Source organism: Flavobacterium sp. AC274, from assembly GCF_979258275.1.
In genome coordinates, this window is record NZ_OZ409852.1 from 2889332 (window position 1) to 2904914 (window position 15583).

General features: G+C 34.3%; 15 protein-coding genes and 1 pseudogene. 1 reads left to right on the forward strand and 15 read right to left on the reverse strand.

From position 1 onward, the window contains the following. Positions 1-123: 123 nt before the first annotated feature. From ACZZZT_RS13040 to ACZZZT_RS13080, 9 genes and pseudogenes are all read right to left on the reverse strand, one after another. Positions 124-1323: an NAD(P)/FAD-dependent oxidoreductase gene (locus ACZZZT_RS13040; protein WP_463460691.1), complete on the reverse strand. Its 1200-nt coding sequence runs from the start codon at positions 1321-1323 to the stop codon at positions 124-126. Between the two features lies 1 nt (position 1324). Beyond that, positions 1325-1798: a low affinity iron permease family protein gene (locus ACZZZT_RS13045; protein ID WP_463460692.1), complete on the reverse strand. Its 474-nt coding sequence runs from the start codon at positions 1796-1798 to the stop codon at positions 1325-1327. A 6-nt stretch (positions 1799-1804) separates the two neighbouring features. Then, positions 1805-3280, reverse strand: coding sequence for a hypothetical protein (locus tag ACZZZT_RS13050; protein ID WP_463460693.1), 1476 nt, complete (start codon positions 3278-3280; stop codon positions 1805-1807). After that, entirely contained in the window at positions 3262-4617 is a 1356-nt protein-coding gene (locus ACZZZT_RS13055) for an AsmA family protein (protein ID WP_463460694.1), read from the reverse strand. Before ACZZZT_RS13055 ends, ACZZZT_RS13050 begins: the two co-directional genes overlap by 19 nt. Positions 4618-4797: 180 nt before the next feature. Next, entirely contained in the window at positions 4798-5490 is a 693-nt protein-coding gene (locus tag ACZZZT_RS13060; protein WP_463460695.1) for an MlaD family protein, read from the reverse strand. A 5-nt stretch (positions 5491-5495) separates the two neighbouring features. Further along, positions 5496-6293 (reverse strand): ABC transporter ATP-binding protein, encoded by a 798-nt coding sequence (locus ACZZZT_RS13065; protein ID WP_463460696.1) that lies wholly within the window; start codon positions 6291-6293, stop codon positions 5496-5498. After that, positions 6244-7052, reverse strand: a pseudogene (locus ACZZZT_RS13070) (MlaE family ABC transporter permease). The gene ACZZZT_RS13065 and the pseudogene ACZZZT_RS13070 overlap by 50 nt, the downstream one beginning before the upstream one ends. A gap of 475 nt (positions 7053-7527) precedes the next feature. After that, complete coding sequence (locus ACZZZT_RS13075; protein ID WP_463460697.1) at positions 7528-9798, reverse strand: glycosyltransferase; 2271 nt, start codon at positions 9796-9798, stop codon at positions 7528-7530. Continuing rightward, positions 9782-10837 carry a glycoside hydrolase family 130 protein gene (locus ACZZZT_RS13080; protein WP_463460698.1) on the reverse strand — a complete coding sequence of 352 codons (1056 nt, stop codon included), beginning with the start codon at positions 10835-10837 and terminating at the stop codon, positions 9782-9784. The genes ACZZZT_RS13075 and ACZZZT_RS13080 overlap by 17 nt, the downstream gene beginning before the upstream one ends. A 275-nt stretch (positions 10838-11112) precedes the next feature. Here ACZZZT_RS13080 and ACZZZT_RS13085 point away from each other — a divergent pair, with 275 nt between their 5' ends. Then, positions 11113-11274 carry a DUF1328 domain-containing protein gene (locus tag ACZZZT_RS13085; RefSeq protein ID WP_042565425.1) on the forward strand — a complete coding sequence of 54 codons (162 nt, stop codon included), beginning with the start codon at positions 11113-11115 and terminating at the stop codon, positions 11272-11274. 176 nt (positions 11275-11450) lie between these two features. Here ACZZZT_RS13085 and ACZZZT_RS13090 read toward each other — a convergent pair whose 3' ends face one another. From ACZZZT_RS13090 to ACZZZT_RS13115, 6 genes are all read right to left on the reverse strand, one after another. Beyond that, complete coding sequence (locus tag ACZZZT_RS13090) at positions 11451-11912, reverse strand: DUF1440 domain-containing protein (RefSeq protein ID WP_463460699.1); 462 nt, start codon at positions 11910-11912, stop codon at positions 11451-11453. A 9-nt stretch (positions 11913-11921) separates the two neighbouring features. After that, on the reverse strand, positions 11922-12431 hold the full coding sequence (locus ACZZZT_RS13095; protein WP_463460700.1) for a DinB family protein: 510 nt from the start codon (positions 12429-12431) through the stop codon (positions 11922-11924). A gap of 10 nt (positions 12432-12441) precedes the next feature. Next, positions 12442-12828, reverse strand: coding sequence for a VOC family protein (locus ACZZZT_RS13100; protein WP_073398088.1), 387 nt, complete (start codon positions 12826-12828; stop codon positions 12442-12444). An 80-nt stretch (positions 12829-12908) separates the two neighbouring features. Continuing rightward, positions 12909-13118 (reverse strand): hypothetical protein, encoded by a 210-nt coding sequence (locus ACZZZT_RS13105; protein WP_073398089.1) that lies wholly within the window; start codon positions 13116-13118, stop codon positions 12909-12911. 12 nt (positions 13119-13130) lie between these two features. Further along, the gene (locus tag ACZZZT_RS13110) at positions 13131-13511 is read right to left on the reverse strand and encodes a DoxX family protein (protein ID WP_042565429.1); all 381 of its coding nucleotides are present in this window, start codon (positions 13509-13511) and stop codon (positions 13131-13133) included. 558 nt (positions 13512-14069) lie between these two features. Next, positions 14070-15488: a TolC family protein gene (locus ACZZZT_RS13115; protein WP_463460701.1), complete on the reverse strand. Its 1419-nt coding sequence runs from the start codon at positions 15486-15488 to the stop codon at positions 14070-14072. Positions 15489-15583: the final 95 nt, after the last annotated feature.

Genomic DNA, 15583 nt, shown 5'->3' on the forward strand with positions numbered 1-15583 from the left:
GACGCACTGCTGTGCGTCTAACACCATGCAAAGAAGCGCAGCAGTGCGCCTCTACAGTAAACAATTGGTCAAAAAACCTTTGAGCCTTTGCTACTCTGTACCTTTGAACCTCTGTACAGAAACCTATCTCCCAAACCTGTAATACTCCAAATCCTGATTTTTTATGTTGTTTATAGAGTCAAGAATTGAGTTCATTGCAATAACGCTAAAGGTGATTCCGTTACCGCCAAAACCTAATACATAATGTTCGTTTTTGTCTGGATTTGGTTTTCCGAAGTACGGTAAGCCATCTTTGGTTTCGCCAAAAGTTCCTGCCCAGGAATAATCTAATTTGAATTTGACTTTTGGGAATTTTCTTTGGAATTTCTTTAAAAGATAAATTTCTTTTTTGGGTAATAATTTGTCTCTTTTTTTGGCATCTCTAAAATCTTCATCGCCACCGCCCATAATAATTCGGTTATCCGGGGTTGCTCTAAAATAAACGTATGGCGTAGACGTATCCCATAAAATGGCATTTTTAAATACTTTTGGTAATTCAGGAATGCTTTCGGATGTGATTACATAGGTGCTTTTTAAATCGACAACTTTTTCAGTAAGTGTTTCGGTACTTTCGTAACCGGTACAATTTACAATATGATCTGCTGTTATCGTACATTTATCTTCAGTATGTGCAACGAGTTTTCCCTTTTGACTTTGGGTAGAAGTAATGTTGGTACGATCGTAAATCTGCAGTCCTTTATTTTCGCAATAAACAAGTAAATCTTGCGCCAATCTATACGGATCCATCACCGCGGCAGTTTTAGATTCTATTGCTGCAATGGCATTTAATCCCATTTTTTCAAGATCCCATCTTTCAAGCCAGGTAACATCAAAGCCATGCTCTTTTCGGCATTTAAATTCGGCTTTTAAAAACGGAAGATCTTTTTTAAGAGAACAAAAATAAATGCTTTTTTTAAACTCAAATCCGCATTCGCTTTTTATGGCATCACATATTATTCGCAAATCAAAAATTGCTTTTTTTCCGTTTATATAGCTGTTAACGGCACAATCGACTCCTCTTAGTTTTATAAGATCATGAAGAGATACATCAATTTCATATTGAAGTAATGCGGTACTGGCGGCAGTGCTTCCGTTACACATATCACGACGGTCAATAATTGTAACCTTTTTTCCTTCGTTAATAAGTTTATATGCCATTAATGCACCGGTAATTCCACCGCCAATAATTAGTATTTCAGTAGTAATATCTGAGTCTAACGACGGATAGCTTGTATCCATTGCATGCTTTAACGGCCAGTAAGTTTCTGATGAGCGTAACTTCATTTTATTTGGTTTTGGTACGTGTTTTTATTCTGTTTTTATCCTTGCGTTCGTGTTGGTCATGTGCTTCGTCAATAGAATGCGAGGTTTTAATGCTTACTTCCTTTTTAGCAAGCTCACTTAGTCTGTGATAATATTTTTGAATAATAATCATTTCTTCTTCGGTCATACTTTCAATATCGACCAGACTATTGCTTGAATATTTATTGGAAGCAACCAATTCGTTTAATTTTAATTGAATGGCAAGTGAGTCCTTGTTCTGTGCTTTCTGAATTAAAAAAACCATTAAAAAAGTGATAATTGTTGTTCCTGTATTAATAACCAATTGCCAGGTTTCAGAATAATTGAAAATAGGGCCGCAAACAGCCCAAATTATCACAATTAAAAAAGCACTTAAAAAAGCGGTTGTGCTTCCTGCAGCTTTTGAAACATGCGAAGCAAATTTTTCGAATGCACTGTTTTGTTTTTTCTTTTCCATTTGATTCTAATTTTTTCGTTTTTTGCTGACTTTTTCTTCCTTAATCACTTTGTTGTTTTTCTCGTCATAAATGGCATCGTCAATTTTTTGACCTGTTTTGCTAAAAATTTTAATTTTAGGATCTTCGTGCGTTCCCGTAATTACAATTGGAAATCCAACAATACCAAACGGCGGAAGCCCCAATCGCATTCTTAAATCCAGTAATCCGTCAAAACTTGTGGTACCTTTTATAGTAGGCTTAAAACTGGCAACGCTAAATGTAAATGGCTCAATATGAATTAAATTATTATCTATAGATGATTTAATTTCGATACCTTTCATATCCGGGTTATTCAGGCCGTCTTGTCCGGTTTTAGAGCTTATTCCGTCAAATAATTTCAATCCCTTTACTTTTACATCGCGAAGATTTAAAGTTCCGCCACCTTCAAGAGATTCGTAAATTGGTCCCATATTTCCGTTCAAATCTCCTTTTATATTATAATCAACGCCAATAATTCCCTGTGCTTTTTCGGCAGCAGAAACCATATCATGAAACATCGGAATTTCTTTATAAGCTCTTTGCACGCTAAAATCCTTAGCAGTAAAATGAGCATCAAAATGCGCCGAAGTTGGCGATTCATCTTTATAAGTAGCGTTTATTCCCAAAATACAATCGATGATGTTAAAATTGGTATTTTCGAGATAAAAACCTGCTTTTGTAATGCCAATTTTCCCGGTTAGTTTGTTTAAAACAAGTCCGTTATATTCAACCTTGTTTACATTTGCCGTTAAACCAACATTTAGGTTTTTCGGTACAATAACAACACCGCTCATTTTTGGATGATCTTCTTTGGCGTATTGTACTTCAATATTTCGATCGGTATTTTCGCCTTTTTCGAGCGCCATAAATTCATCAACATTAATCAGTTTTGATTTTAAGTTGAAATTACCACTCAAGGTTCCGTGCGATTCCAGAAAATAATTTATTGTATTGAGCAGATATCCATTGATCGCAAAATCTGATTTTCCATAAAAAGCATCAAATTTTTCGAACCACATTTTCTCGTTCTGAAAACGGAAATTTCCCTGTTTGATATAAAAGGCTTTAGGGAAAAGTTCAGAGGTTGCTTTAATATTTTTCAGAATAATGGTTCCCCGATTATCCAGTTTGTTATATTGTCCCGTTGTCGCGTAGCTTTGTTTTCCTTTTAAAGAAAGATCGGCTTTTGCCCAGCCTGTAATGTCGACACCTTTTTTCGAAAATACTTTATAAATTCGCCCCACATTCAATTCGCCTTTAATTTTAGCATTGTAAGCCAAATCATTAAAGTCAGAAAGCGTTGCGTTTACGTACATCGGATTTCCTTCAAAAACAAACGATGCCGGTGCAACGGCCACAATCAAATCCTCAAATGTTCCGGCTTTATTGAGCACATTGGCAATAAAAGTAATATCGGTAATTGGGTTAGGGTAGGAGTCTGTTTTTAGAGAACCATTTCGCAATGAAATCCCGCCAATTGTTTTAGGGAATAATTTTTTGAAGTACTAAAAACACCTTTCGCCTGAATATTGGTTTTTAAAATTCCTTTTAAATCAATTGTACTCAAGCCCAAAGCAGCATCGACAGTAGCCAGATCGAGCGCGCCTTTTACGCTTGCGTCGACCGTCATTTCGTTAAATCCTTTGCTATGCAGATAAGCGGTAAAATAATCTTTTTCGCCAACCTTAAATTTTAAAGTTCTTAAGTTGATTAGTAATTTTTCTACATCAAGAGAAGGCAAAACGGTGTTTAGATCCATTTGAAAATCAGTCAATGGAGCGGGTGCATTTTGATAATTAATCGCGCCTTCGTTAATTTTTAAATTGAAAGCTAAATCTGGTTTTTGATTTTTTGAAACATTATAATTTCCTCTAAAAGATAAAAGCAAATCACTTTTTCCGGAAATTTCAGTTTCATCCAGCCAGGTTAAGTATTCCGGCGGCATTACAGAAAATAAATCTTTTACGGTTGTATTTTTTGAAGCTGCCTTAATATTTATTTTGTATCCGTCTCGTAAAATCGTAAATAAACCAGTAAATGTTAGAGGTAATTTGTTGATTCTTAATTCGTTTTTTTGAAGAATAAACGAAAGCGCATGCGTGTTAATTCGGGTAATTAAATCGGCACGTAATTCTTTCTTTCTCAGATAAGCAGTTCGGTTATAATAAAAATCGATGTTGTCAATTTTGGCATCGGTATTTAAATCAAAAATATCTTCGCTCAAATTTCCTTTTCCAACATAATTAAAACCTTTTGCATCAATGAGAATCTTAGCCGATCGATCGTTGTATTTTACGTGACAATCTTTAAGATCAATACGTTCTAAACGAATTGCTGTTCCTTCTTCGGGATTATCGGCTTTGTTTTTGTCTTCATCCGGAGCTTTATAAATATTGTAATTGGCTTGTCCTTTTTGGTTTACCATTACGTTTATTAAGGCGTTGGAAACGTATAATTTATTGATTTTTACTTCGTTGTCAAAAATCAGCCTTTTTAAGTTGATGCCAAAAGCAACCTGTTCTGCTTTTATCAAAGTATCGTTTCCAAACGGCGCAGAACCTGTAAGGGACAAATCATCAAGCGAAACGGTTAGTGACGGAAAATGCGTAAAAAATGAAAGTTTCGATTTCGAGAATTCCATTTTTGTATCCAGTCTTTCGTTGGCAATTTTCTTTACTTCAGAGGCTACTTTTCCGGGAAACAATAGCGGAATGAGAAATAACAACAGCAAAATAGATGCTATTGTTATTCCTGTTACTTTGAGTGCTTTTAAGGCAATATTTTTAAAAGGCGAATTCATAGGCGTGTATTAAATTACTTTTTGGCTTTGTCTGCAGCTTCTTTTTTTCAGCTTCTGCTTTTTTAGCATCTTCTTCTTTTTGTTTTTCTTCTTTTTCTTTTTCTTTTTGCTCTTTCGCTTTTTCTTCTTTTTCCTTTTGTGCTTTTTCAGCCTTTTCTTTTTGCTCTTCTTTCTTCTCTTTCAGTTCTTCCTGCTTTTTTCTTTTTCTTTCTCTTTTTTCTTGAAGTAGCCTTTTAGCAAAAAGTTGCTTTTTGCAGCTTCCATATTTTCGCTGAAACCTTTTGTGCCTGATTCAAGATTTGAAAGGGTATTCGAAACACTGTTTGCCATTTTATCATCACGAACTAATCTCGCCAAAGCACCGTTTCCGTTATTCATACTATGGCTAAAAATGGCTAACTCTTCAGTAATTATACCGGCATTATCAACGCTTTTTTTAACGCTTTTCATGATATCGTTCATTTCGATTCCGTTGACAGAAGCTATGGCTCCGCCGTTTTCGACTACTTTAGTAGATTTTACACCAGGAGAAATAGTTAATACTTTGTCTCCCATTAACCCATCAGATCCTATGCTGGCGCGGGCATCTGTTTTAATAAATTCGCGAACTTCATCTTTGATAACCATACTTACCACTACCGAAGAATCATTTATTAATCTGATTTCTTCAACCGTTCCGATATTTATTCCTGAAAAACGAACATTGTTACCCACTTCTAAACCGCTTACGGTTTTAAATTGTGAAGTGATGTTGAATGTTGAACCAAACAGGTTTTTTTGTTTCCCGATAAAGTAAATTGCTATTATAAAAAGCAACAAACCAATTGTTACAAACATTCCTAATTTCCAAGTATATCCAGATTGCTTATCCATGATTTCTATTTTTGTTTTTTAGTTTTATTGAAAAAAGAGCGTACCCATTCGTCTTCGCTTTTTTCTAGTTCTTCGTATGTTCCTTCAGCATGAATTACACCATCTTTTAAAACCATAATTCGGTCTGCAGTAAGTTTGGCACAAGCCATATCGTGTGTAATAATGATCGAAGTTGTTTTGCGTTTATGTTTTATGTCGAGAATCAATTCGCTGATTTCTCTTGATGTTATCGTATCTAAACCTGTTGTTGGTTCATCATATAAAATAATTTCAGGTTTTAAGATTAAAGTTCTGGCTAAGCCAATTCTCTTCTGCATTCCGCCGGATAATTCAGATGGCATTTTATCAATAGCCTCACTTAATCCTACGCTGTCAAGTGCTTCAATAACTTGACTTTCAATTTCTTCAGCGCTTAAATCTCTTTTGTGTTTTCTTAACGTAAAAGCTAAATTTTCTCTAACCGACATTGAATCGTATAAAGCACCGCTTTGAAATAAAAATCCAATTCTGACCCTGATTTCATTGAGTTCACTTTTTTTAAGATGTAACACATTTTCGTCAAAAACCTTGATTTCACCTTTGTCTGGTTCAATCAAACCAACGATGCATTTTATAGTAACTGATTTTCCGGAACCTGAACGGCCTAAAATCACCAAATCTTCACCTTTGTTTACAGTAAGATTCACGCCTTGCAAAACTTTATTGTTTTTGCCAAAGGTTTTGTGCAAATCCTTGATTTCGATGATTGCTTTCTTATCTTTCGCTTTCGGTTCTTTTTCTATATGTTTTTCTTCCTTGATCATCTTTAAAAAATAAATCGGTTATTTGCACGGCTATCATATCTATAATAAAAATGGTCAAGGACGCCGTTACAACAGCAGAGTTTGCAGCTCTACCAACACTTTCGGTTCCGTTTGCGGCGTTGAATCCTTTATAACATCCAATCATTCCAATAAAAAATCCGAAGAAAAAGTCTTTATCGTTGCCGGAATCAAATCCAGAAATTCCAGAGACTGAATAATTTGTGTGAGGTATCTGCGAAAATTGACATCACCATGAATATTTACGCCCACGTAACCACCCATAATTCCTATTGCATCTGCAAAAAACACTAATATCGGAACCATTAATGTACAGGCTAAAATGCGCGTTACAACCAAATAATTATAAGGATTAATGGCAGAAACTTCCATAGCATCAATTTGTTCTGTTACTTTCATAGAGCCTAATTCGGCACCAATTCCTGACGAAATTTTTCCTGCACAAATCAGGGCTGTAATAACAGGTGCAATTTCTCTTATCAGCGAAAGCGCCACCATTCCCGGCAACCAGGATTCGGCACCAAATTTTACCAAAGTTGGTCGCGATTGCATGGTAAGCACAAGTCCCATAATGAAACCTGTTATGGCTACAAGCGGTAATGATTTATATCCGATGATATAGCATTGTTTCAAAAATTGTCTGGTTTCGTAAGGGGGTATAAATACTTCCTTAAAAAACTGCTTTGCAAACAACGTTGCATTTCCTACTTCTTCGAATGTATTTTTTAAAGTGAGTATCAAAATAAGTTGTTTTTAGTTGGTGAGATTAGATTGAAAATCAATATTTTAACATATTTTATTTTCCTTTCTTATTTAATATTAAAGTTATCTTAATTGTTAACGAAAAATATTACAGAACTTTTTTCAAGTTTATATAATTTACATCGTAAGCAATAACTCAAAAAGATTTACGTTACATGGGATTAGATTTTAAGGGGAATTTTATGCGAACTAATTATTCTCCAGAAATTCCGCCAATTTTTTTCTCTGGTCGTATGTTTAGAAAAAATAAAGTTCGCAAAGCTTTGTATTGATTTAGCTTTGCGAACTTTTCTCTTTTTATAAAAACCTCAATAGTTAAAAAACTTTGCGTGCTTTGCGGTAAAATTTTACTTTATTCGAAGTCTTCTTAAAAACAAAAAATCCCTTCTCGAGAAAGAAGGGATTTTACGGTAACAATCTGTTACTCAAATATAGTTATGGTATAGTTAAGATATTATGAGTTAATAGCCATATCAGTTTTTGCTTTCATTAACGGAATCACTTTACTTTCGGATAATTTCAGATTCTCCATTATTAATCTTGCGGTTAAATAACAAACTGTCGATTCTGCACCCTGATTCAGGTTTACATTATCTTTTTCCAGACCATCATATCCACCGCCGCTAACCGGGTTGTACATAATTTGGTTCAAATGATTTTTACCCAAGAACCAGTTAAAGGCAATTTTCATCAAACGTTTGTATTCCGGAGTTTTAAATGCGCTGTAGAACGAATTCAAAGTCTGAATCATGTATGAAACATCAATTGGCTGTTCTCCGTATTCTGCTGGTTCTGAGTCTTTATGATACCAGCCATTATTTGAAATTACTTTGAAATTATCCCCTTTATAAGTTTTAGAGATTAAGAAATCTAGCGATTCCAGAGCCACTTTTTTATAAATAGGTTTGTTGGTTACCAAATAAGCATATAGCATTGATTCGGGTAAAATTCCGTTTCCGTATGTTAAATAATTTTCAAACCATTTCCAGTCTTTAGTAGCATGAACTTCATAATTGTATAACAATTTCGCGTTTAGCTTATTGATAATGGCTGCCACATATAAATTAGGAATAGCGCTGTGATATAAATACAAACCTTTTGTTGCAAAACCTATAGAACGAGGCGATTGAATAGTTTCGGCCCATTTTAAAGAATTCAATAAACATTTTGAAGCTTTTTTAGCAATTGCTTCAGGCAGAATTTTTCGAATAGAAACAACTGTTCCTAAAGCCCAGATACCGCGTGCGTTAGAATCTTCCAGATTTACTTCGGCATTTTGCTCAATATGTTCGCGATTGTTTTCATCAACATAATTCATGAAATTGCCTTTTGGTTTTTGGCAACGCTCGATAAAATCCAGATAAATTAAAATATATGGCAAATCGGCTTTGTCTTCTGTAAGTTTGTAATGCATACAAAGTGCTACCAAAGCTCTTGCATTATCATCTAAGGTATAACCTGAAGAAAGGTCCGGAACAGAAATTTTGCTGAACTGAATCATTCCAAGTTCTGTTGTCATTTTTTTAACATGTGTTAATTCAATTGGCGGATATGTAAATTTAATTTCTGTCGCATCTTCAATCAGTTTTTTGTATGTATTGATGTGCGCAATTGCTATATTTTCCCAAGAGCAGGCGCGTGTTTTTCTAAAGGCGTTTTTACCCATTTCTTCTCTTAGATTTTCATCAGAAAGTAATTTTATTGCAGCTTCTGCAAATTGTTCTTCATTTCCAATGTCAACCAGAATTCCTGAATCTTCTGTAAGGACTTCTTTTGTATGCGGAATTTTTGATGCGACAATTGGGCAAGCGCAACTCATTGCATAAGAAAAAGTGCCGCTTACTGCCTGATTTGGATCTTTTGATGTAAACAGATAAATATCTGTAGCCTGCAAATAGCTTAAAAGTTCTTCTGTTTCAAGATATTGGTTGATGAAACGAACATTGTCATGCAAGTCTAATTCGTTAACAATAGCCTCTAGTTTTTCACGATATGTATCTACTCCATCAATAATTAAATTGGGGTGTGTTCTGCCAATAATCAGATAAAGTGCGTTTGGTGTGTGTTCGACAATTTTGCGCAAAGATCTTAAACCTGTTTCAATATTTTTTCCTTCGCCCAAAAGACCAAAAGTTGATAGCACTTTTCTGTCTTCAATTCCAAATTTTGCTTTTGCCGTTTCCGGTGCTTCATAAACAACAACGTGAGTTCCGTGAGAGATAGTTGTAATAAAATCTTGTGGAATGTTGTAATCATTAATCAATATTTCTTCAGACCTTTTGGTCATTACAAATACAGAATTACTATAACTCAAAAGTAATTTTACAAATGTTTTTAATTCGTTGTTCGGGTTAGGAAGTACGGTATGAAACGTAAACGTCACAGGTTTTTTGATCACATTTAAGAAATCTAATAAATGGTCGCCGTAATTTCCGCCAAACAATCCAAATTCATGTTGAATATGAACTAGTTTGACGCTTTCGTCATCATTAATTTCTTCGGCAACTTTTGAGTATTCTTCTCTGTTATTGGTGTTTAAAGTAAAAGCCTGTGTTGGATTTTCTTTTGGTTCCTTAACCAATTCGCAAATTTCACATGCTATAGATTTACCAAAAACATCGGTAATACCTTTTATTGTATCCTGCGTATAAGTAGCAATTCCACATTGTGTTGGTGGAAATGTTGATAAAAAAACGATTTTTGATTTATTAGATATTGCTTTCATGGGGATTACTTTTTAATTCGTTTAATAAGTCATTTAAGTTCACAGAGGCTACCGCAATTTTGTCATCGGCAGCACCATAATATATATAAAGAAGGTCGTCGAAAATTGCTGTTCCCGTTGGGAAAACTACATAATTGACATAACCGTGTCTTTCATAGTATTCTGATGGTGTTATCAGAGGTATTTTTAATCTTGATAAAACAATTTGCGGATTATTAAGATCCAGCAGTGCTGCACAGGCATGATATACTAATCCTTTTTCTCTTCTTTCGGCGGCGTGGTAAATAAGCAACCAGCCATCTGCTGTTTCGATAGGAGGAGCGCCCGGGCCAATATGACTTGTTTCATGGTCATATTTAGGTTCCATTACGAGATAATCAGGCAGGTTTTTTAAATAATCTTTCCAATAATCTTCGGTCAGGTCTTTCTTCTTTTCAAAACTAAATATTTGTATAGATGGAAATAAGCGGTGTAATCCAACAAATTTTCCATTTATTTTTTTGGGAAATAAAACCACGTTTTTATCCCACACAAATAGATTTTCTTTAATAGTTTCTGTCAAAGGATAATTTCTTTTGACATTAAAAGCAAGTATTTTGGCAATACTTGGATTTTCTAAATGTTTTCTAATCAGGTTTGTAAATTCATTCAAAATGAATTTCGGCGTAATAATTCCTTTCTTTTTAAATTTTTTCAAATCTTTCGAAACCGCTAAAGCTCCGCACGCATTTATTCCGTCATAAGTAACATAGGTGAGGTAATACAAATCATCAATTTTTGTAATCCTCGGATCTTCAACTCCATGAATTTCATAAATGTATTCGGGAACAAAGATTGGTTCAGTATTTCTTTCTGCTAAGGTCATTGGTCCTTCGAATCGACAATATCCTATAGTAGAAAAATTACCTTTTTTTGCAGCTCTGTAAAACATGTGTACTGAATTTCCGTCTTGAAAAACGGCAGGATTTAAAACTCCTAATTCTTCAAAAGACCTTTCGGTTTTTTCAAGTACAACACCATGTTTTGTAGCCAATTCCATACGTTCTTTTTAAATATTATCTAAAATTAGATCGAAGGCAAGGGTACGATTAATCCAATCGACTAAAAATTTAACTCAAAAGCATTTTCATGGGAATTCTATAAGACTAAAATTGGAATTCTGATACTTTTTTGTAAGTTACTCATTTATTGTGTTTTATATTTGATTGCGCTAATAAATTATTGGATAGAGTTAATAAAGCTTTTATTTAAGAAAGAAATTTGAATAACAAACAGACCCAAAAAGTCACTTTTATTAACTAAAAAACAAATCATATGTTACGTTGGACAGTCATTTTTATTATTCTAGCTATAGTAGCCGGAATATTTGGTTTTGGTGGAATTGCCGCTGGAGCAGCTAGTATCGCAAAAGTTTTATTCTTCATATTTATCGTATTATTTATACTTTCATTAATAAGCGGAAGAAGAAAAGTTTAGTGATAAACTGATTAATTATATAAATCAAAAAAAGCGATACTTTGGGGAGTGTCGCTTTTTTTGTTTGTTATCTTTTGTTTCAGGTTACAAGTTTCAAGTGGTATTACGCTGTTAAACCCGACAGGTTTTTAAAACTTATCGGGTTTGTTGTATGTATCGTTAAGAAAATTGAATATTTATTTAAAAGAATAAAACTTCCGCGTTATAAACGCGATTGGAAATCCAATACAAAATATCAGAATCAAGACCGATAAGATTAAAGGAAAATCTAAATGTTTAGCCGGTAAAACCGGAAATACAATTGGCAGAACAATCAAATTCATTACAATCCAGACAAAAATGCCATACAGAAATCCCGAAACAAGAGCGCTCTTTTTTAAGAAGGTTAAATAGGGATAAATAATAAAATAAAACCAGGCAAAAAGAAGGGCAATTATAAAATGGAAACCCAATCCGTACCAGGCCATTTGTGAGTGATTGTAGGCCTCTTTCTTGAATATTCCGCTGGCAATGGATTGCAGGATTTTTATTGGAGTTGTTTTTTGTAATAGAATGGCGTAGATAAAAATCGCTGCCAAAATATCAAGCGTTCCGGCAATTAATCCTGCTAAAAATATTGTTCCCGCTTTTGATTTCATATAATTATTTTAGAGTTTTGTCGCATAATTAAAAATATCATGTAACTGCTTCGTATGTCGTTGGACATGAATTAAACCAAAATAAATCCATTCTAAAATGGTGAATTTTCCAAATCCCGGAACTTCAAAATCAAGACATGTGAGCGTTAAATCATAAGTTTCTGAAGCGTTAAGTAAATCAGATTCTATATTAAGCAGGGTTAACGTTAGCGAATTTTTGCTGTAATCCTTAATTTCAGGTTTTATAAAATCTGGTGCATCCATTTTTGTTTTGAAGTCTAAAAAAATGCTTTCAATCTCTTTAATTTTTTCATCAGGTTTTCTGGCCGTTTTTTCCGTTTTTCCGGCAAATAATTCGGGATAACCGGAACAGACAAGAATAATATGCTGTGTTGTTTGTGCGGCAGTCCAGCTGCCTTTGTACGGAACGGTATTTAATTCACTTTCAGAAAACTCAGAAAGAATCCCGTTTAATTTTTTGAATGTTTCAACAATATCTTTTTGCACTATTGTTTTCATCTTTTTTAATTTAAATGGTCAATTTATCTACAGATGTGATCCACCAGATGTTTCCAAAAGGATCCGTTACACCACAAGTTCGGCCGTAATTTTGATCGCTTAATTCCATTAAAACTGTTGCACCTTCAGCGATTGCTTTTTTAAAACTTTCATCGGCATTGGGTACATATACAAATAAGTTAGCGTTTTGCACTTTAAAATCTTTGGTTTCGTCTGTCACCATAATGGTGCTGTTGTGCATCGTGATTTCAGCATGCTGAACTGTTCCGTCTTCGCGCAATAATGGTGCTTGTAATTCAGTCGCATTAAAAACGTTTTTTGTAAATTCTATAAATTTTAATGCGCCCTTTACAATTAAATACGGCATTACAACCTGATGATTTTTGGGTATGTTCATTTTTCTGTTATTTAAGATTACTGATACAACCAAATTTACGATTTTAAATTAAACTTCTAAAAATCAATATTTTGCATTGATTAAGGAAGCGGTTCGCAATGATAACCGTAAGAATTTAAAAGTTCAATGATGCTGTGGTTTGAAATCGATGCAGCATGAACCCGCAAAATTTTATCGCAATCTTCGAGATCAAAATTGATGATGCTGTTTGGAAAATGCTCAAGAAGTTTCATCACAATCATTTTTGATTGCTCCATTTCCTGAACATTTGTTTTAAAAACTTCTATCATCGGTTTTTGCATTTATAAAGCGATGTTTTTGTATTGCTCTATTTTATGGTGATAAATATATGAAGTCGCCAAAATCGCTAAAAAGATTAAAGGAAAGAAAGATTGAAAATCAACTCCATCAACCGCAAAATGGCTTATTGAAGCAAATATAAAATCGAAAGCAAAACCTGCATAAGCCCATTCTTTAACACGATTTGAAACTTGCGGAATCACTAATATCAATACGCCGATAATTTTAAAAACGACTAAGGCATTCCCAAAATATTCAGGGTATCCAAGGTGCCTGATTCCTTCTTTTGCCATTTCACTTTGAGAAGTCAGTGCTGGCATAACACCTTCAAACAGGAAAATAATAATAGTTGTAATCCAGAAAATCATCTTTGCTTTTTTCATTGGTTAATATTTAAATAGTTGTTAGTTAATTACTTAATACAAATCTACCAATGTTATTTTTTATAATGAATAGGTATTTGCGACTATTTTAGGGTCATTTGGGACAGATGTTTGATTTTAGTTTGATGAGGAGTATAGAAGAAAGAGGCAAGAAGTAAGAAGCAAGAGAATAGAGTAAAGAGAATAGAGTAAAGAGAATAGAGTAAAGAGAATAGAAGAAAGATCAATTTTGAATCTGCTTAAAACTGTAAAATCTGCGTGAAACTTTTTTAAGTAAAGTAGCCAGACTGTTTGTCAGACTGAGCGGAGTCGAAGTCACCGCAAAGAAGCTCTACAAACTGAATGGCCAATCTTTGCGATCCTTCGACTTCGCTCAGGAGGACATAAAATGAGACATAAAAACAAAAAAATCCGTGACAATCCGTGTTTTCGCTTGCGAATCCGCGTCATCCGCGTTCAAAAAACTTTGCGTTTTAGCGCCTTAGTGGCAAAACAAAAAAAACGCTGCAAAACCGAAGTCTTGCAGCGTAATCTCAAATAAATAATTAAAAACGGGTATTATCTCCAGCCTCCGCCTAAAGCGCGATATAACTCGGTATTGGCAGAAAGTTGTTGTCTTTTAATGTCTGCTAATTCTAATTCGCTTTGTAATAAATTTGCCTGAGCAGAAAGTACTTCAAGGTATTCAGCCATTCCGTTTTTGAATAGCAGATTCGAATTTTTAATTGCTTGCTGTAATGTTTTTACACGCTCTTGCAAAAAAGTTTCCTGTTGCTCTAATTTTTCAACTCTTACCAAAGCATCAGCAACTTCGCTTACAGCAACTAAAACCGATTGTCTGAAAGTTAAAACTGCTTTTTCTCTTTCCGCAACAGCGATATTATATTGCGTTCTTACTCTTTTATTGTTGAATAAAGGCTGTGTTAAACCTCCGGCAACAGTTCCGAACAATGAAGCGGGAATGTTAAACCAACTGCTAGTTTCGAATGAGTTAACTCCGCCCTGAGCGGTAATTTTTAGTGCAGGATACAAGTCAGCTTTTGTGATTCCAACATTTGCATTGGCAACTTTTAAAGCCAATTCTGCACTTTTTACATCAGGTCTTCTGCTTACTAAACTAGACGGAATTCCGATTGCGTTATTGTTTTTAACTTCAATTGAACTCAAACGGGTAGTTCTTTCTTTTGAGTTAGGAAAAGATCCTGTTAAAACACTTAAAGCATTTTCCTGAATGGCAATGTTTTGTTCCAATAACGGAATCAGTTGTTGCGAACTCAGTTTTTGTGCCTCAGATTGTTGAATTCCTAATGAAGTTACCTGACCAGCATCAAATTTTAATTTGATAATAGTAGTTGTACTATCATTTAATTTCACGTTCTGTTTTGCAATTTCTAATTGTGCGTCCAGCATCAAAAGATTGTAATATCCTTTTGAAACATTGGCTACAATATTAGTCTGCAATGCTTTTCTAACTTCTTCAGACTGAAGATAACCTGCATAAGCGCCTTTTTTCTGATTGCGGATTTTCCCCCAAATATCAGCTTCCCAAGAAAGTGAAGCTCCTGCAGAATAATCATCGATGTGTTTTTGCCCCAAAGCCTGATTCAAATTCATTCCCGTAAAACTATTGTCAGACGGATTGCTGGTACTTGCATTCACAAATAAATTCACCTGAGGAATATTTCCCCATTTTGATTGTGTGAATCTGTATTGAGCAATTTCGATATTTTTGGTAGCGATTTGTAAATCATTATTTCTTGCCACAGCGCTATCAATCAATTGAATAACATCTTTCTCTGTAAAGAAATTTTTCCACTCCACATCGGCAATACTCGTTGTATCTGTTGAAGTTGATGCATTCCTGAAATTTTCAGGAAATGCATCTTTTGGAGTTTCAATATCCTTCGAAACTTTACAGGATATTATTGTGGTGATCAAAATGGCGACCATCACGATTTTGGTTATATACTTTTTCATTTTATATGTTGTCATTAAATTTCTGTACAAGTATCTTTTCTGTTATCCAGATCTTTAGCGATTTTGTACGATATATAGGCGATGCCAATAATGAT

Excerpts from the sequence above, each read along its gene's own strand:
- ACZZZT_RS13040 (WP_463460691.1), bottom strand. The coding sequence starts at position 1,323 with ATGAAGTTACGCTCATCAGAAACTTACTGGCCGTTAAAGCATGCAATG.
- ACZZZT_RS13045 (WP_463460692.1), bottom strand. The coding sequence starts at position 1,798 with ATGGAAAAGAAAAAACAAAACAGTGCATTCGAAAAATTTGCTTCGCAT.
- ACZZZT_RS13055 (WP_463460694.1), bottom strand. The coding sequence starts at position 4,617 with ATGAATTCGCCTTTTAAAAATATTGCCTTAAAAGCACTCAAAGTAACA.
- ACZZZT_RS13060 (WP_463460695.1), bottom strand. The coding sequence starts at position 5,490 with ATGGATAAGCAATCTGGATATACTTGGAAATTAGGAATGTTTGTAACA.
- ACZZZT_RS13065 (WP_463460696.1), bottom strand. The coding sequence starts at position 6,293 with ATGATCAAGGAAGAAAAACATATAGAAAAAGAACCGAAAGCGAAAGAT.
- ACZZZT_RS13075 (WP_463460697.1), bottom strand. The coding sequence starts at position 9,798 with ATGAAAGCAATATCTAATAAATCAAAAATCGTTTTTTTATCAACATTT.
- ACZZZT_RS13080 (WP_463460698.1), bottom strand. The coding sequence starts at position 10,837 with ATGGAATTGGCTACAAAACATGGTGTTGTACTTGAAAAAACCGAAAGG.
- ACZZZT_RS13085 (WP_042565425.1), top strand. The coding sequence starts at position 11,113 with ATGTTACGTTGGACAGTCATTTTTATTATTCTAGCTATAGTAGCCGGA.
- ACZZZT_RS13090 (WP_463460699.1), bottom strand. The coding sequence starts at position 11,912 with ATGAAATCAAAAGCGGGAACAATATTTTTAGCAGGATTAATTGCCGGA.
- ACZZZT_RS13095 (WP_463460700.1), bottom strand. The coding sequence starts at position 12,431 with ATGAAAACAATAGTGCAAAAAGATATTGTTGAAACATTCAAAAAATTA.
- ACZZZT_RS13100 (WP_073398088.1), bottom strand. The coding sequence starts at position 12,828 with ATGAACATACCCAAAAATCATCAGGTTGTAATGCCGTATTTAATTGTA.
- ACZZZT_RS13105 (WP_073398089.1), bottom strand. The coding sequence starts at position 13,118 with ATGATAGAAGTTTTTAAAACAAATGTTCAGGAAATGGAGCAATCAAAA.
- ACZZZT_RS13110 (WP_042565429.1), bottom strand. The coding sequence starts at position 13,511 with ATGAAAAAAGCAAAGATGATTTTCTGGATTACAACTATTATTATTTTC.
- ACZZZT_RS13115 (WP_463460701.1), bottom strand. The coding sequence starts at position 15,488 with ATGAAAAAGTATATAACCAAAATCGTGATGGTCGCCATTTTGATCACC.